This is a genomic window from Caldovatus aquaticus, assembly GCF_019458025.1.
Classification (GTDB): domain Bacteria; phylum Pseudomonadota; class Alphaproteobacteria; order Acetobacterales; family Acetobacteraceae; genus Caldovatus; species Caldovatus aquaticus.
This window is the reverse complement of the sequence record NZ_JAHZUY010000005.1, coordinates 81,674-103,744: the sequence shown is the minus strand read 5'-3', so window position 1 is coordinate 103,744 and position 22,071 is coordinate 81,674. Positions and strand designations below refer to the sequence as shown.

21 protein-coding genes and 1 tRNA gene are annotated in these 22,071 nt (G+C 75.4%); 9 read left to right on the top strand and 13 right to left on the bottom strand.

All coding sequences use genetic code 11. The annotated features are described in order from the left end of the window. Positions 1-54: 54 nt before the first annotated feature. The 5 genes from K1J50_RS04010 to hisI all read right to left on the bottom strand — a co-directional run bounded on the left by K1J50_RS04010 (position 55) and on the right by hisI (position 3,895). Positions 55-708 carry a class II aldolase/adducin family protein gene (locus K1J50_RS04010; protein WP_220116144.1) on the bottom strand — a complete coding sequence of 218 codons (654 nt, stop codon included), beginning with the start codon at positions 706-708 and terminating at the stop codon, positions 55-57. Then, positions 705-1,862, bottom strand: a complete 1,158-nt coding sequence (lpxB, locus tag K1J50_RS04005) for a lipid-A-disaccharide synthase (RefSeq protein ID WP_220116143.1) — start codon at positions 1,860-1,862, stop codon at positions 705-707. The genes K1J50_RS04010 and lpxB overlap by 4 nt, the downstream gene beginning before the upstream one ends. Further along, complete coding sequence (locus K1J50_RS04000) at positions 1,859-2,755, bottom strand: carbon-nitrogen hydrolase family protein (protein ID WP_369413518.1); 897 nt, start codon at positions 2,753-2,755, stop codon at positions 1,859-1,861. The genes lpxB and K1J50_RS04000 overlap by 4 nt, the downstream gene beginning before the upstream one ends. After that, positions 2,752-3,384 (bottom strand): GNAT family N-acetyltransferase, encoded by a 633-nt coding sequence (locus tag K1J50_RS03995; protein ID WP_255574896.1) that lies wholly within the window; start codon positions 3,382-3,384, stop codon positions 2,752-2,754. Before K1J50_RS03995 ends, K1J50_RS04000 begins: the two co-directional genes overlap by 4 nt. A gap of 91 nt (positions 3,385-3,475) precedes the next feature. Then, positions 3,476-3,895 (bottom strand): phosphoribosyl-AMP cyclohydrolase, encoded by a 420-nt coding sequence (hisI, locus tag K1J50_RS03990; protein ID WP_220116142.1) that lies wholly within the window; start codon positions 3,893-3,895, stop codon positions 3,476-3,478. A gap of 46 nt (positions 3,896-3,941) precedes the next feature. Here hisI and K1J50_RS03985 point away from each other — a divergent pair, with 46 nt between their 5' ends. Further along, positions 3,942-4,451, top strand: coding sequence for a Fur family transcriptional regulator (locus K1J50_RS03985; protein WP_220116141.1), 510 nt, complete (start codon positions 3,942-3,944; stop codon positions 4,449-4,451). Positions 4,452-4,482: 31 nt separating this feature from the next. Here the strand turns inward: K1J50_RS03985 and K1J50_RS03980 are convergent, their stop codons facing one another. From K1J50_RS03980 to K1J50_RS03960, 5 genes are read right to left on the bottom strand one after another with little or no spacing between them, the layout of a single operon-like run. Beyond that, on the bottom strand, positions 4,483-5,706 hold the full coding sequence (locus tag K1J50_RS03980; RefSeq protein ID WP_220116140.1) for an MFS transporter: 1,224 nt from the start codon (positions 5,704-5,706) through the stop codon (positions 4,483-4,485). Beyond that, positions 5,707-6,927, bottom strand: coding sequence for a cystathionine beta-lyase (gene metC, locus K1J50_RS03975; RefSeq protein WP_220116139.1), 1,221 nt, complete (start codon positions 6,925-6,927; stop codon positions 5,707-5,709). Further along, on the bottom strand, positions 6,927-7,769 hold the full coding sequence (locus K1J50_RS03970; protein ID WP_220116138.1) for a sulfurtransferase: 843 nt from the start codon (positions 7,767-7,769) through the stop codon (positions 6,927-6,929). The genes metC and K1J50_RS03970 overlap by 1 nt, the downstream gene beginning before the upstream one ends. Positions 7,770-7,774: 5 nt before the next feature. Further along, positions 7,775-8,509, bottom strand: a complete 735-nt coding sequence (locus tag K1J50_RS03965; RefSeq protein ID WP_220116137.1) for an alanyl-tRNA editing protein — start codon at positions 8,507-8,509, stop codon at positions 7,775-7,777. After that, entirely contained in the window at positions 8,506-9,144 is a 639-nt protein-coding gene (locus K1J50_RS03960) for an NUDIX domain-containing protein (RefSeq protein WP_220116136.1), read from the bottom strand. Before K1J50_RS03960 ends, K1J50_RS03965 begins: the two co-directional genes overlap by 4 nt. A 37-nt stretch (positions 9,145-9,181) precedes the next feature. Between K1J50_RS03960 and K1J50_RS03955 the strand changes: the two genes are divergently transcribed. Together K1J50_RS03955 and K1J50_RS03950 are read left to right on the top strand one after the other, a co-directional pair. Next, positions 9,182-10,138: a DMT family transporter gene (locus tag K1J50_RS03955; RefSeq protein ID WP_220116135.1), complete on the top strand. Its 957-nt coding sequence runs from the start codon at positions 9,182-9,184 to the stop codon at positions 10,136-10,138. Between the two features lie 247 nt (positions 10,139-10,385). Next, positions 10,386-11,624 (top strand): glycosyltransferase family 87 protein, encoded by a 1,239-nt coding sequence (locus K1J50_RS03950; protein WP_220116134.1) that lies wholly within the window; start codon positions 10,386-10,388, stop codon positions 11,622-11,624. A gap of 163 nt (positions 11,625-11,787) precedes the next feature. Here K1J50_RS03950 and K1J50_RS03945 read toward each other — a convergent pair whose 3' ends face one another. The 3 genes from K1J50_RS03945 to parA are packed head-to-tail and all read right to left on the bottom strand — an operon-like array spanning position 11,788 to position 13,346. Continuing rightward, a complete protein-coding gene (locus K1J50_RS03945) occupies positions 11,788-12,231 on the bottom strand; it encodes a GNAT family N-acetyltransferase (RefSeq protein ID WP_220116133.1) in 444 nt (147 codons plus the stop codon). Continuing rightward, positions 12,228-12,689 carry a CopD family protein gene (locus tag K1J50_RS03940; RefSeq protein ID WP_369413517.1) on the bottom strand — a complete coding sequence of 154 codons (462 nt, stop codon included), beginning with the start codon at positions 12,687-12,689 and terminating at the stop codon, positions 12,228-12,230. The genes K1J50_RS03945 and K1J50_RS03940 overlap by 4 nt, the downstream gene beginning before the upstream one ends. A 6-nt stretch (positions 12,690-12,695) precedes the next feature. Next, on the bottom strand, positions 12,696-13,346 hold the full coding sequence (gene parA / locus K1J50_RS03935; RefSeq protein ID WP_220116132.1) for a ParA family partition ATPase: 651 nt from the start codon (positions 13,344-13,346) through the stop codon (positions 12,696-12,698). A 236-nt stretch (positions 13,347-13,582) separates the two neighbouring features. Between parA and K1J50_RS03930 the strand changes: the two genes are divergently transcribed. The 6 genes from K1J50_RS03930 (at position 13,583) to tig (ending at position 21,857) form a co-directional block, all read left to right on the top strand. Continuing rightward, entirely contained in the window at positions 13,583-14,563 is a 981-nt protein-coding gene (locus K1J50_RS03930; protein WP_220116131.1) for a Bug family tripartite tricarboxylate transporter substrate binding protein, read from the top strand. 103 nt (positions 14,564-14,666) lie between these two features. Further along, positions 14,667-16,175 (top strand): NAD(P)H-hydrate dehydratase, encoded by a 1,509-nt coding sequence (locus K1J50_RS03925; RefSeq protein WP_408869360.1) that lies wholly within the window; start codon positions 14,667-14,669, stop codon positions 16,173-16,175. Next, a complete protein-coding gene (locus K1J50_RS03920; RefSeq protein ID WP_369413515.1) occupies positions 16,172-17,686 on the top strand; it encodes a malonyl-CoA decarboxylase in 1,515 nt (504 codons plus the stop codon). The genes K1J50_RS03925 and K1J50_RS03920 overlap by 4 nt, the downstream gene beginning before the upstream one ends. A gap of 132 nt (positions 17,687-17,818) precedes the next feature. After that, positions 17,819-20,224 (top strand): 1-deoxy-D-xylulose-5-phosphate synthase N-terminal domain-containing protein, encoded by a 2,406-nt coding sequence (locus K1J50_RS03915; RefSeq protein ID WP_220116130.1) that lies wholly within the window; start codon positions 17,819-17,821, stop codon positions 20,222-20,224. A gap of 121 nt (positions 20,225-20,345) precedes the next feature. After that, a tRNA-Leu gene (locus K1J50_RS03910) sits at positions 20,346-20,430 on the top strand. Positions 20,431-20,498: 68 nt separating this feature from the next. Beyond that, positions 20,499-21,857: a trigger factor gene (tig, locus tag K1J50_RS03905; RefSeq protein WP_220116129.1), complete on the top strand. Its 1,359-nt coding sequence runs from the start codon at positions 20,499-20,501 to the stop codon at positions 21,855-21,857. The last annotated feature ends 214 nt before the right edge of the window (positions 21,858-22,071 follow it).

The window sequence follows — 22,071 nt, the reverse complement described above, 5'->3', positions numbered from 1 at the left end:
CGACAGGCAACGCGCCAGGGCCGCCGCCGCGGGCACGGCCGGGCGGAAACGGCCCTAGCCGAGCCGCTTGTAGTCCGCGAACCGCTCCAGCACCCGCGCCATCTCCGCCTCGTCCAGCAGGACGGGCGCGAGCCCCGCGGCGAGCAGCGCGAGATACTGCCCCGCCAGGTTCTCGACCTCGAGCGCCAGGGTGTAGGCGGCGGCGAGACTCGCCCCGACCGCCACCACCCCGTGGTTGGCGAGCAGCGCCGCGCGCCGTCCCTCCAGCGCGCGCAGCGTCGCCTCGGCCAGCGCCGCCGTGCCGAAGGTGGCGTAGTCGCCGCAGCGGATGTCGCTCCCGCCGGCCAGGGCGACCATGTAGTGGAAGGCCGGGATGCCGCGCCGCGCGCAGGACAGCGCGGTGGCCTTCGGGCTGTGCGTGTGCACCACCGCCGCGACCTCCGGCCGGGCGCGGTAGATCGCCTGGTGCAGCCGCCACTCCGAGGAGGGCCGTCCGCCCGCCCGCACCTGCCCGTCCGGCCCGAGCCGCACCAGATCCTCCGGCCGCATCGCCGCATAGGGCAGGCCGGAGGGGGTGATCAGCATCCCGCCGTCGCCGGTGCGGCAGGAGAGGTTGCCCGACTTCGACGGCATCATCCCCGCCGCGTCGAGCGCCCGGGCGAGCCGCACGATCTCCGCCCGCGCCGCCGCCTCCTCCGGCCGCGTCATGCCGCCGCCTCCCGCCGCGCCATCGCCTCGAGCACCGCCGCCGCCGCCGCCTCGCTCGGCCGGCCCTGCGGCGGGCGCAACCGCGCGAGCGCCGCGGCGAAGCCCGCGCGCTGCGCCGCCGCCGCTGCCGGATCGCGCAGCAGCCGCACCAGGCTCTCCGCCAGCGCCGGCGGCGTGCAATCCTCCTGCAGGTGCTCGGTGACGACCGGCGCCTCGTTCAGCAGATTCACCAGCGACGCATACGGCACCCGCACCAGCCGCCGCACGATCGCCGCCGTCACCGGGTTGACGCGGTAGGCCACCACGTGCGGCACCCCTGCCACCGCCATCTCCAGCGAGGAGGTGCCGCTCTTGATCAGCCCCGCCGCGGCGGCGGCGAAAGCGTCGTGCTTGTCCTCCGGCGTCGCGACCAGCACCGGCGCCACCGGCCAGGCGGCCGCGGCGGCGCGCACCATGCCCTCCACCACGCCCGCCACCGGCACCACCGGGCGCAGCCCCGGCGCCCGCCGGGCGGCGAGGCGGAGCGCCTCGCCGAACACCGGCAGCAGCCGGGCCGCCTCCATCCGCCGGCTGCCCGGCATCGCCACCACCACGCGCTCCTCCGGCGCGATCCCGTGCCGGGCGCGGAAGCGGGCGGCGTCGCCGGCATCGGCGCCGCTCTCCAGCACCGGATGGCCGACGAAGGTCACCGGGATGCTGGCGGCCTCGAAGAACGGCAGCTCGAACGGCAGCAGCGCGAGGATACGGTCCACCCGCTCGCGGATCTGGGCCACGCGGCCCGGGCGCCAGGCCCAGACCTGCGGCGCGACGTAGTGCACCAGCGGGATGCCGAGCGGCTTCACCCGCGCGGCGAGGCGCATCGCGAAGCCGGGCGAGTCGATCGTCACCACCACCGCCGGCCGGCGCGCCGCGATGTCCGCCGCCGCCTCGCGCAGCCGGCGCGCGAGTCGGCGCAGGTTCGGCAGCACCTCGAGGAGCCCCATCAGCGCCAGCTCGCGCATCGGGAACAGCGAGGCGACGCCTTGCGCCGCCATGCGCTCCCCGCCGATGCCGGCGAAGGCGAGGTCGGGCCGCCGCGCGCGCAGCGCCGCGATCAGCCGCGCCCCCAGCGCGTCGCCCGAAGCCTCGCCGGCGACCAGGTAGACGAGGCTCATCGGAACGCGGCGCGCGGGGGCGCCGCGTAGTGCTCGTGCGGCCAGTCGCGGTGGTTGCGCACCGCCCCGTGCTCGCGCGCCTCCTCGAGCCGCGCCGGGTCGAGGTCGCAGAACACCCAGCCCGGCATGTCGAGCGGCCCGCGCGCCAGCACCCCGTCCTCCGGGAAGCCGCGGTCCACCGGGCCGAACACCGCGGCGAAGCCGCGGTTGCGGTCGAGCGCCGCCGACCACGGCGCCTCGCCCACCGTCGGCGCGATCGCGACGTAGCACTGGTTCTCCAGCGCGCGCGCCTGCGCGGCGAGCCGCACGCGGTTGAAGCCGTGCATCGAGTCCGTGCAGCTCGGGGCGAGGATGAGCCAGGCGCCCGCCTCGACCTGGGTGCGGACGTGCTTCGGGAACTCCACGTCGTAGCAGATCGAGACGCCGACCAGCCCCCACGGCGTCTCGAACACCGCCGGGCAGGCGCCGGGGGAGACGCCCCAGCGCTCGGCTTCGAAGCGCGTCATCATGCGCTTCTCCTGGTGCGCGAGGCGCCCGTCCGGCGTGATCAGCGGCGCCCGGTTGACGATGCGGCCGGAGCGTCCGTCGCGCACCGGCAGCGAGCCGGGCAGCAGCCAGACGGCGTGGCGGCGCGCCGCCTCCCGCATCGCGTCGAGGATCTCCTCCGCGGCCGCGACCGTCGCCGCGAGCTCGGCCGCCTCGTCGGGCACGTCCCGGCCGGAGAGGGACGCGCCCAGCTCGACGCAGGCGTATTCGGGCAGCACCAGCAGCCCCGCCCCCCCGGCGCGGCCCGCGGCCAGCCAGCGGTCGAGCTTCGCCGCCCAGGCGCCGACGCTCGCCGGCCGCTCGATCGGGTACTGCAGCAGGCCGAGGCGCAGCGGAGCGGCGGTCACGGCAGGGGCACCCCCTCGGCCAGCGGCTTGATCCAGAAGGCGAGCTCGTGCGGCGTCTCCTCCGTCTGCCCGATCTCGCGCCAGTGGAAGACGCAGCGCAGGTCGGGATAGAAGGTGTAGCCTCGCCGGCGCCAGAAGGCGTCGAGCGGCACGTAGTCCTTCGGCCGGCGCGGGTCGTCCGGGTCGCGCTGCACCGCGCAGAAGGCGGCGTAGTCGAGGCCGAGCGTGTCCCGCGCATAGGCCTCGCGCATCTCGAAGAAGCGCACGCCGGCGCCGCGCCCGCGCCAGGCGGGCAGCAGCACCGACTCGCCGAAGTAGCAGAAGCGCCGCGGGTCCAGGCCGCGCCGCTCGAAGGCCGTGCGCACCGGCTCAGCGGCCTCGGTCATCGGCTGGCAGGTGGAGACGCCGACCACCTCCTCGCCCGGCGCGATGGCGAGGACCATCGCCGCCCCCGGGCTCGCCGCGTAGGTGGCGAGGTAGCGGCGCTCGTACTCCTCGTCCCCGTCATAGAGATAGGGCCATTCGCGGAACACCGCGATCCGCAGCCGCGCCGCCTGGCCGAGCCAGGGCGTGAGCGCCGCGCCGCGCAGCAGCTCGAATCGGAGGGGGGCGGAGGCGGTGCTCGTCATGGGCCGATGCATAGGGAGGGAGGGGAGCCGATGAAAGGCCCGCAGGCCGCGCGCCGTTCCGCGCCGGCCCCGCCGCCTGCGGCCGTCCGTGTCACCGGTCGTAGAGTGTCTTCGGATCAACCAGGGGTTCGGCGACCGACCGCACGGCGCCCTCGCGCAGCGCCCAGGAGAAGCAGCTCCGCCGCCCGGTGTGGCAGGCGACCCCCTGCTGGTCCACCAGCGCGAGCAGGGCGTCGCCGTCGCAGTCGAGCCGCAGGTCCACCAGGCGCTGGACCTGCCCGCTGGTCTCGCCCTTGCGCCACAGCGCGTCGCGCGAGCGCGAGTAGTAGGTCACGCGGCCCGTCGCCAGCGTCTCGGCGAGGGCGGCGCGGTTCATCCAGGCCAGCATCAGCACCTCCCCCGTGTCGTGCTGCTGGGCCACGACGGGGACGAGGCCGCGGGCGTCGAAGCGCACGGCATCGAGCAGCCGGGCGCGGGCGGTCGCATCGGCGACGGGCGCGATTTCGCTCATGCCCCTATATACTGCCGCGACGGACGATCGCGGAGGACCTCGCGGGATGGACAGGGGCGGCCTGGGCGGAGCGGCGACGGGGGCGGCCGTGGAGGCGGCGCTGGACCGGGCCGCAGCGGCCTGCGCCCGGCGCGGCACCCAGTTGACCGAGCTGCGCCGCCAGGTGCTGCGCCTCGTGCTGGAGGCCCGCCAGCCGGTCGGCGCCTACGCGCTGCTCGACCGGCTGAAGGCCGAGCGTCCCGGCGCGGCGCCGCCGACCGTCTATCGCGCGCTCGATTTCCTGCTGGAGCAGGGGCTGATCCACAAGGTGGAGCGCCTGAACGCCTTCGTCGGCTGCCGCGAGGCCGAGGGCCACCCCGCCGACTGCGCCTGCGACGGCGCCCACGACCACCCGCACCAGTTCCTGATCTGCCGCGGCTGCGGCGCAACGCACGAGCTGACCGACGACGCCGTGGCCCGCGCCGTCGCCGCGGCGGCCTCCCGGGCCGGCTTCACGGCCCTGCGCGCGACGGTCGAGATCGAGGGGCGCTGCCCCGCCTGCGCCGGCGCCGCCTGAGCGCGAGGCCGTCTCCGCGCCGCGCCCGGGCTCAGCCTGGCGCGGCGCGCCGCGCCCCCGGCCAGCGCGGCGGGAACGCCCCCAGGATCTGCGCGGTCCCCGCCACGATCCCCATGCCGACCCCGAGCCTCCAGGCGAGGTCGTAGGACCCGAGCGCATCGAACAGCAGCCCGCCGCCGAAGGCGCCGAGGAAGCTGCCGAGCTGGTGGCTGGTGAAGGCCACGCCCTGGATCATCGCCTGCCAGCGCAGCCCGAACATCTCGACCACCGCGCCCGCGATCAGCGGCGCCACGCCGAGCCACAGGAAGCCCATCACCGCCGCGAAGACGAGCGTGGAGCCCGGCGTCGGCGGCGTCGCGAAGTACCAGGCGAGCACCAGCGAGCGCGCGAGATAGATCCCGCCGAGCAGCCCGGGCTTGGACCAGCGCCCGCCGGCCCAGCCGAAGAACAGGCTGCCGAGCACGTTGAAGCCGCCGATCGCCGCCAGCGCCTGCGCCCCGAGCATCGGGTCCATGCCGCAGAGCACGAGGTAGGAGGGCAGGTGCGTCGTCAGGAAGACGAGCTGCAGCCCGCAGATGAAGTAGGCCCCCGCCATCACCGCGAACGGTCCGTGCCGCAGGGCGAGGCGCAGCGCGTCGCCCGCGCTGCCGGCCTCGCCCGCCAGGCGCTGCACCGGCATCCGGTCCACCCGCCCGGCGGCCCAGGCCGCGGGCAGCATGAGCAGCGCCAGCGCCGCGAAGCCCAGCACCCCGGCGCGCCAGCCGAAGGCGTCGGACAGCGCCTGCCCGATCGGCGCCGAGAACAGCGCGCCGAGCGACCCCGCCGCCGAGACGAGCCCGAGCACCGTGCTGCGCACCGCCGCCGGCACGGCCCGCGCCGCCACCGCCATGCCCATCGCCGCGGCGGTGCAGGCGAGGGCGAGGCCGATCAGCACGCCCGCGCCGGTCATCACCGCCGCCGTCCCGCCGGCGCGCGCCAGCACGACGAAGCCCGCGGCGTAGAACGCGCCGCCGGCGAGCAGCACCGGGCGGAAGCCGTGGCGCTGCGCGAGCGCGCCGGCGACCGGCTGCCCGAAGCCCCACACCAGGTTCTGCACCGCGATCGCCAGCGTGAACTCGCTGACCGCGATGCCGAGATCGCGCACCGCGGGCGGCATGAACAGGCCGAGGCTCTGCCGCAGCCCCATCGCGAGGCTCATCATCAGCGCCGCGCCGAGCAGGATCGGCCAGGCGCCGGCGGGAAGCGCGGGGCGCACTCAGCGCGCCTCGAGAAGCGCAAGCCCGCGCTCGAGATCGGCGATCAGGTCCGCCGGGTCCTCGAGGCCGATGTGGAAGCGGGCCGCGGGGCCGCCGAGATCGGCGCTCGTTGCCGTGCGCGTGATGGAGCCGGTGGTCGGGATCGCGAGGCTCTCGAACCCGCCCCAGCTCGCGCCGATGCCGAACAGCGCGAGGCCGTCGATCATGCGGCACAGGTCGGCCTCGCTGTAGCGCGGCTGGAACACCACGCCGAACAGGCTGCAGGCGCCGGTGAAGTCGCGCTTGAACAGCGCGTGCTGCGGGTGGGAGGGGAGCGCGGGGTGCAGCACGCGCAGCACCTCGGGCCGGGATTCGAACCAGCGCGCCACCTCGAGCCCGCTCCGCTCCTGCTGCTTCAGCCTGACCGCCAGGGTCCGCACGCCGCGCAGCGCCAGCCACACGTCGTCCGGAGAGGCATACTGGCCGAGCTGCGAGGCGGCGCCGCGCACCGCGCGCCAGTCCTCCTCGCTGTTGACCGTGACCGCGCCGAGCAGGAGGTCCGAGTGCCCGCCGACGTACTTCGTGAGCGCCTGGATCGAGACGTCCACGCCGTGCGCGAAGGGCCGGAAGTGGTGGATGCCCCAGGTGTTGTCCATCAGCACCTTCGCCCCGGCGGCGTGCGCGGCGCGGGCGATGGCCGGGACGTCCTGCACCTCGAAGGTGTGGCTGCCCGGGCTTTCCACGTAGACGACGCGGGTGTTGGGGCGGATCAGCGCGCGCATCCCCGCTTCGTCCACCGTCGGGTCGTAGAAGGTGGTCTCGATGTCCCAGCCCCGCATCAGCCCGTCGGCGAGGGCGCGCGCCGGCCCGTACACGCTGTCCGGCATCAGGCAGTGGTCGCCGGCCTTGAGATAGGCGAGCAGCGGCACGGCGATGGCGGCAAGCCCGGTGCTCACGATCAGCGAGCGCGTGCCGCCCTCGATCTCGGCGACGACGTCCTCGAGCGCATAGTGCGTCGGGCCGCCCTGGGTGCCGTAGGTGAGGAACTGGTCGAAGCGGCGCTTCGCGAACTCCCGCCGCGCCGCGCAGCTCGGCGCGAGCACGGTGGAGCCGCGGTGCACCGCCGGGTTGACGAAGCCGTGCACGCGCGTGCCGGCGCGGCCGGCATGCGACATGCGGGTGGCGAAGCCGTGGCCGCCCTCGGCGGGCCGCCGGCCGGTCCGGGCGCTGTCGTCGGGCATCAGGGGTTCGTCGCCTTCGGGGTCTCGGGGCGGCTGCCCCACTCGGTCCAGGAGCCGTCGTACACCGCGCCCTCCGGCAGCCCCGCGCGCACCAAGCCGAGCGTCAGGATGCAGGCGGTGACGCCGGAGCCGCAGGAGGTGATCACCGGCGCGGTCCCGTCCACGCCGCGCGCGGCGAAGAGCGCGCGCAGCGCCGCCGGGTCCTTCATCGTCTGGTCCGGGTTGAGCAGCTCGGTGTAGGGCAGGTTGCGCGCGCCCGGCATGTGGCCGGAGGCGACGCCGGGGCGGATCTCCGGCGCCGTGCCGTCGAAGCGCCCCTTCGCCCGCGCATCCAGGATCACCGCGCCGCCCTCGCGCACCACGCGCTTGACGTCGCCGATGCCGGCGAGCCGGTCGGCGCGGAAATCGGGCACGAAGGCCGCAGGCCGCGGCGGCGCGGGCTCGCCGCTCTCGACCGGGCGGCCCTCGGCGCGCCACTTCGGCAGGCCGCCGTCGAGCACCGCCACCCGCTCGTGGCCGAACAGCCGCATCAGCCACCAGCCGCGCGCGGCGCTGGCGAGGCCCTTCTGGTCGTAGAACACGACGCGCGAGGCGTTCGCGATCCCGGCGGCGCCGGCGAGCCGCGCGAAGCGCCCCGGCGTCGGGACCATGTGCGGCAGGTCGGTGTCGGGATCGGCGAACAGGTCGATGTCGAAGTAGCGCGCCCCCGGGATGTGGGCCCGGAGGAACTCCGCCTGGCCGTCGAGCGGCTCGTTCGGCAGGTACTTGGTGCAGTCGAACACCACCAGGTCGGGCCTGCCCAGCTCTGTCGCCAGCCACGCCGTCGAGACGAGATCCTCCATCGCCCTCATCCCTCCCCGGCCAGCACGACATAGACGCGGCGGTTCTGCCGGCCCTTGCTCTCCAGCTTCGTCACCTCGACCCGGCCGATCTCGGCGGTGGAGCGCACATGCGTCCCGCCGCAGGGCTGCAGGTCCACCGGCGCCGCCTCCGGCCCGATCCGCACCAGCCGCACCCGTCCCGTCCCCCGCGGCGGCTTGACCGAGAGCGTGCGCACGAGGCCCGGGTTCGCATCCAGCTCCGCCTCCTCGATCCACCGCTCGCCGACCGGATGGTCGGCGGCGATCAGCGCGTTCAGGCGCTCGGTGAGCCACTCCTTCGCCGGGGGGTCGGGCAGGTCGAAGTCGAGCCGCGAGCGGTCCGGGCCGACCTGCCCCCCGGTCACGCCGGCGCCCGGGATCAGGCTGCAGAGCAGGTGCAGCGTCGTGTGCATGCGCATCAGCCGGTGCCGCCGCGCCCAGTCGATCGCGGCCGTCACCTCGGCGCCGACCGGCGGCAGGAGGGCGCCGGGCGCCGGCAGGTGCAGGATCGTCTCCTCCGGCCCCTTCACGGCGTTGGCCACGGCCATCTCGCCGCCGTCCCAGCGCAGCACGCCGACATCGCCGGGCTGCCCGCCGCCCTGCGCATAGAACACGGTGCGGTCGAGCACCACGCCCTCCGGCCCCGCGGCGAGCACGCGGGCGGCGCACGCGCGCGCGCGGGGATCGGCGCGGAAGATCGCCTCGGTCGCCATCGTCCTCATGCCCATTCGCGGCGCAGCCGGTCGCGGTGGGTGCGCAGCCAGAACAGCGCCAGCGCCGCCGTGGCGTTGGCGATGCGGTTGTCGTCGAGCATGGCGAAGGCCTCCTCGGCGGCCAGGATCTTGAGCCGGATGTCCTCGTGTTCCTCTGTCAGGCCGTGATGCGCCGCGGCGCCCGGCTCGGGCAGCGGCAGGCAGGCGCAGAAGCAGGTGATGGTCTCGTCGCAGCCGCCCTGGCTCAGGATCCAGCGGCCCATGCGCTCGAGGCGCGCCGGGGCGAGGCCCGTCTCCTCCATCGCCTCGCGCCGCGCCGCCGCCTCCGGCGTCTCGCCCGGGTCCACGAAGCCCGCGGCGCACTCGGTCATCACCGGGTCGAGCCCGGCAGCGAGGGCGGGCAGGCGGAACTGCTCGATCAGCGCCACGCGGTCCGCGCCGGGGTCGTAGGGCAGCACGGCGACGGCGGGGCCGCGGCGCCACAGCTCCCAGGTGCGCAGGCCGCTCTCGCGCCCGTCGAAGCGGCGATGGTGGAAGCGCACGAGCTGCAGCGGGAAGCGGCCGTTCCAGACGATCTCGTCGGAGACGACGCGCAGCCCGGGATAGGCGGGAAGGGGGGGCGCCTTCGGGTGTCTGGCCTTCATGCGGCGCCGACCGTAGCCTCGGCGGCAGCGCCCGTCCATGTCCGCCTCCCCGTCCCCTCCGCGCCCGCCCGGTGCCCTCGTGCCCGAGGTTCTGCGCCGGGCCCGCGCCCGCGCGATCCTGCTCGTGCTCGCCGCGGCCGCCGCCTTCTCGCTCGCCGGGGCCTGCGTGAAGGCGCTCGGCGGGACGGTGCCGCTCGCCGAGGTGGTGTTCTTCCGCAACGCCTTCGCGATCCCGGCCCTGCTGCCGCTGATGCTCCGTCATGGCGGCCTCGCCGCGCTGCGCACCTCCCATCCGCTGAGCCATGCGGCGCGCACCCTGTTCGGGCTGCTCGGCATGTTCGGCAGCTTCTACGGCCTCGCGCACCTCCCCTTCGCGGTGGTCTCGGCGCTCGGCTTCACCATGCCGCTGTTCCTCGCCATGCTGTCCGTGCCGCTGCTCGGCGAGCGGGTCGGGTGGCGGCGCAGCGCGGCGGTGGCGGTGGGCTTCCTCGGCGTGCTGCTGATCGTGCGGCCCGGCGCGGAAGGCGCGGCGTCGCTCGACCTGTTCGCGGCCGGCGCGGTGCTGCTCGGCGCGGTGGGCTGGGCGCTCGCCATGATCACCATCCGGCGCATGGGCGAGGCGGGCGAGCAGGGGGTGACGATCGTGCTGTGGTTCGCGATCGGGTCCTCGCTGGCCGCGGCGGTGGCGGCGATCCCGGTCTGGGTGTGGCCGACGCCCGGGCAATGGCTGCTGCTAGCCGGCGTCGGCCTGGTCTCGGCGCTGGCGCAGGTGATGATGACCAACGCCTACCGCACCGGCGAGAGCACGCTGCTCGCGCCCTTCGAGTACTCCGCCATCGTCTGGACGGTGGCGATGGGCGCCGTGCTCTGGGGCGAGCTGCCCGATCCGTGGGACGCGGCCGGGATCGCCGTGCTGATCGGCTCCGGCCTCTACATCTGGCACCGGGAGGTGACGCTGTCCCAGGTGGTGGCGAAACCGGGGAACCTCGGGTGAAGGCGGCGCCTGTGCCGGATGTGCGGCCTTGCGCGCGCGCCAGAGTGCGGCGCGGCAGAGTGATGCGCCGTTGATTCGATCAGGGCGGCGATCCCGGCCGGCAGACTGCCAGCCCGAGGACCAGCGCGCGGCAGCGAAGGGGCTGGGGCGTGCGCGGGTGAGGGGTTCGCGATGCTGCCACGCGTGATCGAGGACGGGGGCGGGATGCGCGCCGGCGCGCGGGCGATGCGCGGGAGGGGCTAGGCGCGTGCTGGTCCGGCCGGCAATCTCGCCGGCCATGCCCGCAGATCACGCCTTGTCCCGTCGCCTCATCACTCTCGTTTTCCTCGGTGCCGCTCTGGCGCCAGGATTGGTTCTGCTGGCCAGGATATGGTCCTCGGTCGAGGCTGACGGCATCTCGGTCGTCACGCGGAAGCTTCCCGTCGTGGACTTCGCGAACCTCTGGGCCGGTGGCGTGCTCGCACGCGCCGGAAACCTCGTCGCGCTGTTCGACGAGGAATCCTACCGTGCTTGGCTGCGAACGGCCTTCTCCCCCCGCTACGAGGACAGCGAGTGGAGCTACCCGCCGGCGATGCTGTTCCTCGGCGTCCCGTTCTCGCTGCTGCCTGTGATCCCGGCCTATCTGTTGTGGACGGCGGGCACGGCCGTCGTGCTGTTCGTCGTGCTCTGGCGCGCGGGGCTTTCGCCCGCCGTCGCCGCCGTGGCGACGCTGAGCCCGGCGATGGTGCAGAACATCGTCTTTGGGCAGAACGGGGCGCTGACCGCCGCGCTGCTTTGCGCCGCCCTGCTGCTGCCGCAGGCGCGGCCGGTCGCTGCGGGGATCGGCGCCGGCCTGCTCACGCTCAAGCCGCAGCTCGGGCTGCTGCTGCCGGTGGTCTACCTCGCGGGCCGCGCCTGGCGCGCGTTCATGGTGGCCGGGGCCGTCGCGATCGCGCTCGCCGCCGCGGCGACGGTTGCCTTCGGCCCCCAGGTCTGGACGCTGTTCTGGATTCGCACCCGCCCCTTGATGATGGCGGTGATGGAGGCCCCCTGGCCGAGCGGGCACCTGGTCAACGGCGTGAGCGTGTTCTTCATGGCGCGCTCGCTCGGCTTTGGTCTGGAGGCAGCGCACGCGACGCAGGGGATCGTGACGGCCTGCGCCGTGGTCCTTGCCGTCCGGGCATGGCGGATGCCGGATGCAGACCCGGCGCTGCGCATGGCGCTCTGCGTCCCGCTAGCGTTCCTGGCGACGCCCTACGCCTATACTTACGACCTCGTTGCGCTCGGGGCCGCGGTCGCGGTGGTTCTCGCGCACTGGGGGTGGCGGATTGGGCCCATCACGGCGCTCGCGTGGCTCTGGCCGGCGGTCTCCGCGTGGTTCGGCAGCCGTGGTTGGATGCTGTCTCCGCTCGTGCTCGCCGCATTTGCGGCGGTCGCGTGGCGTGCGCTGCGCCGGACCCGGCTTCGACAGGCGGGGCCGGCCTCGGCCGGCGTGGCGCCGACATGAGCGTTCATCCGGAACGGCGGTCGGCAGCACGGCACCGCATCGTCCCGTTGCCGCACGAATGCTGCGCCCCGCCCTCGCGCGAGCGACGAAGCGCGCGGCGGGCGATCGCCCGGAACGGGCGCGGCATGCCGAGCGGGGAGGGTGCGGCCGGCCGCCCCGCCCGCTACAGCGCCTTGCGGAACCAGATCCGGGCGTGCCCGGCCGGCATGCCCTCCAGCCGGCCGAACTCCACGTAGCCGCAGCGCTCCCAGAAGCCGGGGGCCTGGAAGCTGAAGGTGTCGGTGTAGGCGTTGGTGCAGCCGCGCGCACGCGCGATCGCCTCGGCGCGGCGCAGCAGCTCGGCGCCGATCCCCTGGCCCCGCCGCTCGCGCGCGAGCCACAGCCAGTCGATGAACAGCCAGCCCCAGAAGGTGAGGCCGAGCAGCCCGCCGACGGTCCTGCCCTCCGCGTCGCGCACCAGCAGCGTCACCGGCTCGCGGTCGTAGGGGCCGCCCATCTCCTGGTTGAAGGCGTGAAGTCCGCGCTGGATCGCCGCCACGTCCTCGAATTCCGGCGCCGCGTCCTCGATGATCTCGATGTCCTCGGGCAGCGCGCGGGGGGGCGTCATCCGCCGAACCGTCCCCATGCCGCCACCGCCACCGTGAGCAGCCCGAGCGCGAGGTTGAGCGTCACGAGCTGCCGGATGCGCCCGGCCGCGCCGGCGGCGGCCGCGGTCTCGCCCGCCGCCAGCGCGGCGCGCATCTCGCGCCACGGCCCGAGGGCGATCGTCAGATAGACCGCGCCCATCACCAGGCCGGTCAGGTGCATCAGGTGCACATGCCAGCCCGCGCCGCGGAACCCGCCATACCAGACGAACAGCAGCGCCCAGCCGCTGAGCAGCACCGCCGGCATGGCATGCCAGACGAGGAGGAAGAACCGCCGGAACACGCCGCAGAGCAGCGCCAGCCGCTGCTGCGGCGCCTCGACCGCCGCGAGCGAGGGCGCGAGCGCGAGGATCGCGAAGGCCATGCCGCCCACCCAGAGCACCGCCCCCAGCACGTGCAGGGCGTAGAGCAGATTCCCCACCTCTCTTCACCCTCCTCCGAGCGCCGCGACCGCCGCAGCCAGCCGGCGCGCCTCCTCCGCCGCGACGCTGCGCGGCGCCGCCTCCACCACCCCGAGGCCCCAAGCGAAGGCGCTGGCATAGGCGCTGCGGTTGCCGAGCGTCGTCTCGAGCAGCGGCAGCCCGCGCCGGGCGATCTCGGCCGCGATCTGCGGCGCGAGCCGGCCGGCCGCCGGGACGCGGTTCAGCACCAGCCGCACCGGCCGCCGCTCGGCCGCCGCCAGCCCCAGCGTCGCCTCGGTCGCCCAGAGGTCGGCCGGCGAGGGCTGCAGCGGCACCAGCACCAGGTCCGCGTTGCGGATCGCGAGCCGGGCGTCCGTGTCGTCGTGCGGCGGGGTGTCGAGCAGCACGACCTCGGCGCCTGCGCCCCGGCGCAGCCGGTCCAGCGCGCCGCCGACCCGCCAGCCCGCCGGGGCGTCGAAGACCAGCGGGTGCGGCGCGCCGCGCCCGCCCTGCGCCCGGCACCGCTCGGCATGCCAGCGGGCGAGCGTGCCCTGCGGATCGGTGTCGAGCAGCGCCACGCGCGCCCCCGCCGCCGCGAGCGCGGTGGCGAGCGTCGCCGCGACGGTGGACTTCCCCGCTCCGCCCTTGCGCTGTGCCACCGCCACCACGAAGGCCATGCGGAATGCCCGTGCCCCTTTGCGGCGCCGCTCCCCCGCCCCCGGCCGCGGCGACGGCGCCGGGCGGCGGCCGCGCCGCCCCGAGCCGCCCTGATAGCGCGGCAGGCGCCGGCGATCCACGCCGGGTCTGGCGCCGGCGGCGGATCGGGCTAAGCATGGGGGCGGCAACGACGTGCTGCGCGCCGGTCCCCGCGCGGCGCCAGCGCGGCGCACCCAACAGCCAAGGAGACGCCCGCATGCCGCATCGCCGCCAAGCCCTCGCCCTTGCCCTCGCCGCCGGCCTCGCCCCGGCGGTGGTACGCGCGCAGAGCGCCCCCGCCTGGCGGCCGACGCGTCCCGTCCGCCTGATCGTTCCCTTCGCGCCCGGCGGCTCGAACGACATCGTGGGCCGGATCCTGACCGAATCGGTGAGCCAGGCCCTCGGCCAGCCGCTGGTGGTGGAGAACCGGGCGGGCGCCGGCAGCATGGTCGGCGCCGAACATGTCGCGCGCTCGCCGGCCGATGGCCACACGGTGCTGATCAACAGCGCCCACGCCACGGTCCCGGCGATCGTCGCGCGCATGCCCTACGACGCGGTGAACGACTTCGCGGGCGTGGCGGTGGCCGGCTTCTCGCCGCACGTGCTGGCGGTCAATCCGCGCCTGCCGGTGCAGACCGCGCAGGAGCTGGTGGCCCTGCTGCGGGCCAATCCGGGGCGCTACAACTTCGCCTCCGCCGGCCTCGGCAGCGGCGTGCATGTGGCGGGCGAGCTGTTCCGCAGCCTCACCGGGGTCGAGGTCGAGATCGTGCACTACCGCGGCGGCGGGCCCGGCGTGGCGGCGCTGGTGAGCGGCGAGTCGCAGTTCGGCACCCCGACCATGGCCTCCTCGATCGGCCAGATCCGCGGCGGCGGCCTGCGCGCGCTCGCAGTGCTGGCCGAGACCCGCAGCCCGGTGCTGCCCGACGTGCCTTCGGCGCCGGAAGCCGGCCTGCCGCGGCTGATCCACGAGGAGTTCTTCCCCATCCTCGCCCCCGCCGGCACGCCCGCGCCGGTCCTCGCCAGCCTCGGCGCCGCCTTCCGCCAGGCGATCCGGCAGAACGCCGACAAGCTGCGCGAGATGGCGGGCGTCACGCCGCGTGACGGCTATGACACGCCGGAGCAGGTGATGGCGCTGGTGCGCGAAGGGGTGGAGCGCTACACGGCGATCCTCCGCGCCGCCGGGGTGCAGCCGCAGTAGGGCAGGGGCCGGCGGGAGGCGCGGCCGGCCGGGAGGCGCCTCGCCCGCGCGGCCGCCGCGGCCGCCAGGAGGCTGAGCCGTGACCCGTCGTTCCGTCCCCCCGATCGGCGCCGCCGGGAGCGATCCGGCCGTCCCGGCGCCGTCGCTCCCGCCCGAGCTGCTGACGCCGGAGGAGATGGCGCGCGCCGACGCGCTGGCGATCGCCGGCGGCGTGTCCGGCCTCGCGCTGATGGAGGCGGCCGGGCGCGCGGTCGCCCGCGCCGCCCTGCGCCGCTTCCGGCCCGGCCCGACCGTGGTGCTGGCCGGGCCCGGCAACAACGGCGGCGACGGCTATGTCGCGGCGCGGCTTTTGGAGCAAGCCGGCTGGCCGGTCGCGGTGGCCGCGCTCGCCCCGCCGCGCGCCGGCTCCGACGCGGCGGCGGCGGCGGCGCGCTGGCGCGGACCGACGGTGCCGTTCGGGCCCGAGGCGGTGGCGCGCGCCGCGCTGGTCATCGACGCGGTGTTCGGCGCCGGCCTGGCCCGGCCGGTGGAGGGAGTCGTGGCGGCGACGCTCGCCGCCTGCGCCGGCCGCGCGGTGCTCGCGGTGGACGTGCCCTCGGGCGTGGACGGCGCGACCGGGCAGGTGCGCGGCGTCGCGCCGCAGGCCGCGCTCACCGTCACCTTCTTCCGGCTCAAGCCCGGGCACCTGCTGCTGCCCGGGCGCATCCTCTGCGGCGAGACGCTGCTCGCCGACATCGGCCTGCCCGCCGCGGTGCTCGCCGCGGTCGCGCCGCGCAGCTTCGTCAACCTCCCGGGCGCGCTCTGGCGGCTGCCGGAGCATGGGGCCGCGGTGCACAAATACGCGCGTGGCCACCTCACCGTCGTCGGCGGGCCGGCGATGACCGGCGCCGCGCGGCTGGTCGCCGGCGCGGCGCGGCGGGCGGGCGCGGGGCTGGTGACGATCGCCGCGCCGGACGCCGCCTCGGCCGCCGCCTGCCGCGCCGGCGAGCCGGGCACGATCGTCACCGAGGAGCCGCTCGCCGCGCTGCTCGCCGATGCGCGGCGCCGCGCCTGGGTGATCGGCCCCGGCCTCGCCCCGGAGCCGGCCACCCGCGCCGCGCTGCGCCGGCTCCTCGCGGCCGGGGGGCGCCAGGTGCTGGCCGATGCCGGGGCGATCACCGCGTGCGCGGACGCACCCGAGGCGCTGCGCGGCGCCGCCGTCCTCACCCCGCATGAGGGGGAGTACGCCCGCGTCTTCGGCCCGGTCGGCGGCGACAAGCCCGCCGCCGCGCGCCGCGCCGCCGCGCTGACCGGCGCGGCGGTGCTGCTCAAGGGGCCGGACACGGTGATCGCCGCCCCGGACGGGCGGGTCGCGATCAACGCCAATGCCCCGTCTTCCCTCGCCACGGCGGGCAGCGGCGACGTGCTGGCCGGCATCATCGGCGCGCTGCTCGCCCGCGGCATGGCGCCGTTCGAGGCGGCCTGCGCCGGGGCGTGGCTGCAGGGCGCCGCTGCGTTGCAGCAACCGCAGGGCCTGATCGCGGAGGACCTCATCAACTTCCTGCCGGCGGCGCTGTCCGCCGTGGACGGCGCCTGTCCTTCACGCCGCGTTGCGCTAGGTTACATCCGGTGAGGACGACGATCAGCGTGAGGGGCCGCATGTCGGACATCGCCATCCCGACTTCCCAGCCCGAGCAGATCGGCCTGTTCGACCGGGCGCTGCGGCGTGTCGCCAGCCTCTGGCGCGACATGGCCTCGGCGGTGGCGGGCGGCGCCGAGGAGGGGATCGAGGCGCAGATGCGCGCCTGCCTCGACGGGCGCGGCGGCGAGGTCTCGGCGCGCAACCGCGCCGCCCGGCTGGCCCAGGAATACCTCGCCGCCGACGAGGCCGGGCGCCTTGCCTTCCTGCGCGCGCTCGCCGGCTTTGACTCCGATCCGGAGATGGTGGCGCGTGCCATCGAGCGCGTCCAGGCGGCGCGCGACCGGGCCGAGCGCTCCGCCGCGCAGGCCCAGCTCCGCCGCGCGCTGGAGCCGCCGCGCCTGCGCCTCCTGACGCAGTTCACCACCATCCCGGACGGGGTGAAGTTCCTGGTCAACCTGCGCGCCCATCTGCTGCGCGCGGCCAACGGCGACCCGCTGCTCGCGGCGCTGGAGGCCGACCTCAAGTCGCTGCTCGCCAGCTGGTTCGACGTCGGCTTCCTCGACCTGCGGCGCATCGACTGGTCCTCGCCGGCCTCGCTGCTCGAGAAGCTGGTCGGCTACGAGGCGGTGCACCGCATCCGCACCTGGCGCGACCTCAAGAACCGGCTCGACTCCGACCGGCGCTGCTACGCCTTCTTCCATCCGCGCATGCCGGACGAGCCGCTGATCTTCGTCGAGGTGGCCCTCGTCGAGGGCATGGCGGGAAGCGTGCAGCGCCTGCTCGACGAGAAGGCGCCCCTGCTCGATCCGCGCGAGGCCGACACCGCGATCTTCTACTCGATCAACAACTGCCAGCGCGGCCTCGCCGGAATCTCCTTCGGCAATTTCCTCATCAAGCGCGTCGTCGCGCTGCTCGGCGCCGAGTTCCGCAACCTCAAGACCTTCGCGACGCTCTCGCCGATCCCGGGCTTCTGCCGCTGGCTCGAGCACGCGCTCGCCGAGGACCCGAGGCTGCTCTCCGAGGCCGAGGCGGAGGCGCTGCTCGCGGCGGCGCCGCCGCCGCCCGCCCTGCCGGCGCCGGAGGGGGCGGCGGCAGGGCCGGGGGCCGCGCCCGCCGGCACGATGCCGCCGTCCGGGGGCGCGCAGGCGCTGCGCCGCCTGCTCGCGCGCCGCGGCTGGCACCGCGACGAGGCGCTGGCGAAGGTGCTGGAGCCGGTGCTGACCCGCCTCTGCGCCCGCTACCTGCTCGCCGAGAGCGACCCGCGCGACCCAAAGCGCGCGCGCGACCCGGTGGCGCACTTCCACCTCTCCAACGGCGCGCGCATCGAGCGGATCAACTGGAAGGCCGACGTCTCCGAGAAGGGCCTGCGCGAGAGCGCCGGGCTGATGGTCAACTACCTCTACGACCCGGCGAAGATCGAGGACTACCACGAGGACTACGTGGGCGAGGGCAAGCGCCCGGCGGCGACGGCGCTGAGGCGCCTGGCGCGGGGCTGGGGCTGAGGCCGCCGGGGCCAGGGCGCGGCGCGGCAGGGGGAAGCGGCCGCCGCGCGTCCGTTCCCGCCGCCGCGCGCGGGCCGCTATGATGGGCGCGCTTCGCCGGGCATCCCCCGCGCCGGAGGTGGAGGACATCGCATGACCGTCGTTGCGCAGCGCAGGCCGGCGCCGGCCGGGACGCCGGGCGAGGACGCCGGCCGCCTGCGCGCCCTGCGCGCGCTCGAGCGCAAGCTGCTCTGGCTCTCCGCCTGGATGATCCACCACGCGAACCACGTCCGCCCCAACCGCGACGGGCTCAAGGTGGGCGGCCATCAGGCCTCCTGCGCCTCGGTGATCTCGATCCTGGCCGCGCTCTACTTCGAGGTGCTGCGGCCGCAGGACCGGGTGGCGGTGAAGCCGCACGCCGGGCCGGTGTTCCACGCCGTGAACTACCTGCTCGGGCGGCAGACGCGGGAGCGGCTCGCCACCCTGCGGCAGTTCGGCGGCATCCAGCCCTATCCCTCGCGCGTCAAGGACGGGCCGGAGGTGGACTTCTCCACCGGCTCGGTCGGCCTCGGTGTCGCCATGACCACCTTCGGCAGCCTGGTGCAGGACTACGTCCGCCTGCACGGCCTCGCGCGGCCCGACATCCCCGCGGGACGGCACGTCGCCGTGGTCGGCGACGCCGAGCTCGACGAGGGCAACATCTACGAGGCCCTGCTCGAGGGCTGGAAGCACGACGTGCGCAACCTCTGGTGGGTGGTGGACTACAACCGCCAGAGCCTCGATTCCGTCGTGCCCGACCGCCTGTTCGGCCGCATCGAGGGCCTGTTCCGCGACATGGGCTGGAACGTCGTCACGCTGAAGTACGGCCGGCGCCTGCGGGCCGCCTTCGCGCGCCCGGGGGGCGAGGCGCTCCGGCGCTGGATCGACGAGTGCCCGAACAGCCTCTACGCCGCGCTCACCTTCCAGGGCGGCGCCGCCTGGCGCAACGCGCTGCTCGCCGATCTCGGCCGGGCGGAGGGCGTGCGGGCGATCATCGATCCGCTCTCGGACGCGGAGCTGCACGCCCTGATGACCAATCTCGGCGGGCACGACATCGAGACGCTGCTCGAGGCCTTCCACGCCCAGGCCGCGGCCTCGGACCAGCCCACCTGCTTCATCGCCTACACCATCAAGGGCATGGGCCTGCCCTTCGCCGGCCACAAGGACAATCACGCCGGCCTGATGACGCCGGAGCAGATGGCCGAGTTCAAGCGCAGCATGAACATCCGCGACGGCCACGAATGGGACCCGTTCGAGGGCCTCGACGTGCCGGAGGAGGAGCTGCGCGCCTTCCTCGCCGCCGTGCCCTTCGCCCGGCCCCTCGCGCCGGAGGGCCGAGCGCTCTCGGCGCCCGCCGTGCCGGTGCCCGCGGCGCTGCCGGTGCCGAAGGCGGCGCCGGGGCGGAAGCTCTCCACCCAGGCGGCGTTCGGCGACATCCTGGCCGAGATCGGGCGCGGGCAGGGCGAGCTCGCCGCGCTCGCCGCGCGCATCGTCACCACCAGCCCGGACGTCACGGTCTCGACCAATCTCGGCCCCTGGGTGAACCGGCGCGGCATCTTCGACCGGCACACCAAGAACGACGTGTTCCGCGACGCCAAGCTCGCCTCCGCCCAGCGCTGGGGCATGTCGCCCGCGGGCCAGCACATCGAGCTCGGCATCGCCGAGCAGAACCTGTTCCTGGTGCTCGCCGCGCTCGGGCTCTCGCACAGCCTCTACGGGGCGCGGCTGCTGCCCGTCGGCACGGTGTACGACCCGTTCGTCAACCGCGGCCTCGATGCGCTGATCTACGGCTGCTACCAGGATGCGCGCTTCCTGCTGGTGAGCACCCCCTCCGGCCTCACCCTCGCGCCCGAGGGCGGGCAGCACCAGAGCGTCAACACGCCGCTCCTCGGCATGGCGCAGGACCGGCTCGCGAGCTTCGAGCCGGCGCACGCGGACGAGCTCGCGATCCTGATGCGCTGGGCGTTCGAGCACATGCAGCGGCCGGACGGCTCCGCGGTCTGGCTCCGGCTCTCGACCCGGCCGCTCTCCCAGCCGGAGCGGCGGCTCGACCCCGCCGCGGTGATCGCCGGCGCGCACTGGGTGGTGCCGCCGGCGCCGGGCGCGCGCATCGCCATCGCCTACCAGGGTCCGGTCGCGCCGGAGGCGATGGAGGCCTTCGCCCAGCTGCGCGAGGACGAGCCCGGCGCCGGTCTGCTCGCCATCACCTCGCCCGACCGGCTGCACGCGGGCTGGCTCGCCGCGCGGCGGCGGGCGCGCGCGGGCGAGCGCGGCGTGCCGCCGAGCCATGTCGAGGCGCTGCTCGCCCCGCTCGCGCCGGGGGGCGCGCTGGTGACGGTGCTGGACGGGCATCCGGCAGCGCACGCCTGGCTCGGCGCGGTGCGCGGGCAGCGGGTGGTGCCGCTCGGCGTGGACCGGTTCGGCCAGGCCGGCGACATCCCGGACCTCTACCGGGCGTACGGTCTCGACGTGGAGGCGATCCTCGACGCCTGCGCCCAGGCGCTGCTCGGGAGCGCCTGAGCGACGGGAACCGGCGGGGCGGGAGCGTCCGGCCCCTTCCGCCTCCGGCCCGGCCGCGCTACACGGGCTCCTTCACGACTGCCGCCGGACGGGGTCGGCCGGGCGGCCGACGGCGCGGCGGGCGGGCGTGGTGGAACTGGCAGACACGCCGGATTTAGGTTCCGGTGGCGCAAGCCGTGGGGGTTCAAATCCCTCCGCCCGCACCACCGGCCGGCCGCGATCCGGCGCGACGCGCGCTCCCCCGGCGCGCGAGGCAAGGGTGGATTCTCCGACGATGCAGGTGACCGAGCTCGAGTCCGCGGGACTGAAGCGGGCCTATACGGTGGTGGTTCCGGCCGGCGAGATCGCCGCGCAGCGGGACAAGCGCCTCGCCGCGCTGGCCAAGGACCTGCGCATCCCGGGCTTCCGCCCCGGCAAGGTGCCCGCGGGCATCGTCCGCCAGCGCTACGGCGCCGCGGTGATGAGCGAGGTGCTGGAGCAGTCGGTCGGCGACGCCATCCGCCAGGTGATCAGCGACCGCGGCCTGCGCCCGGCGCTGCAGCCCAAGGTCGAGCTGAAGGCCGGCGGCGAGGGCCAGGACCTCGAGTTCCGCATGGACGTCGAGGTGATGCCCGAGGTGCCGATGCCGGACTTCGGCGGCATCACGCTCGAGCGCCTGAAGGCCAGCCCGACCGAGGAGCAGGTGGAGAAGGCGCTGGCCGCGATCGCCGAGCGCAACCGCACCCTCGAGGACGTGCCCAAGGCGCGGCCCGCCGCCAAGGGCGACGTGGTGATCTGCGAATTCACGGGGCGGCGCCGCAAGGAGGGCGCCGAAGGCGACGGGCCGGAGGCGTGGGAGCCCTTCCCGGGCGGCTCCGCCACCGACATGCCGATCGAGATCGGCGGCAGCGGCTTCATCCCCGGCTTCACCGAGCAGCTCGAGGGCATCGTCCCGGGCGAGACCCGCACGGTCACCGTCACCTTCCCGGCCGACTACGGGATGGCGGACCTCGCCGGCAAGGAGGCGCGGTTCGAGGTGACGGCGAAGGCGCTCAAGCGCCCGGTGGTGCCGCCGGTGGACGACGCGCTGGCGAAGAAGCTCGGCTTCGACGACCTCGCCGCGCTGCGGGAGTTCGTGCGCAAGCAGATCCAGGCGGAGTACGACGCGCTCTCGCGCCTGCGCGTCAAGCGCGTGCTGCTCGACAAGCTCGCCGAGCAGGCGAGCTTCCCGGTGCCGGAGGGCCTGGTGGAGGCCGAGTTCGCCCAGATCTGGCAGCGCGTCGAGGCCGACCTCAAGGCCGGACGGCTCGACGAGGACGACCGGGGCAAGGACGAAGCGACGCTGCGCGCCGAGTACCGCGCCATCGCCGAGCGCCGCATCCGCCTCGGCCTGCTGCTCTCCGAGATCGGCCGGGTCAACAACATCCAGGTCACGCCGGAGGAGCTGGCCCGCGCCATGCGCCAGGAGGCGGCGCGTTACCCGGGGCAGGAGCAGCAGGTGATGGAGTTCTTCCGCCGCAACCCGCAGGCGGCGGAGGGCCTGCGCGCGCCGATCTTCGAGGAGAAGGTCGTGGACTTCATGCTCGATCTGGCCAAGGTGACCGAGCGCGAGGTGGCGCCGGAGGAGCTGACGGCGACCCCGGCGCAGGCCTGAAGGAACGGCGCCCCCGCCCCGTCCGCCCGCCCTCGCCGGGGCGGACGGACCGCATCCCGGATGGCTGACGGCGCCCGCCGGCCGGGCAGGTGCCCGCGCGGGCGTGCGGCGGCGCGGTGCCGCGCATGCGTTGCAGGGGTGCCTTGCAAGGCGCGCGGCCTGTGTCCATACCTACGCGACCACGCGGCCCGGAAGCGGCCGGCCGAGGGCCAAG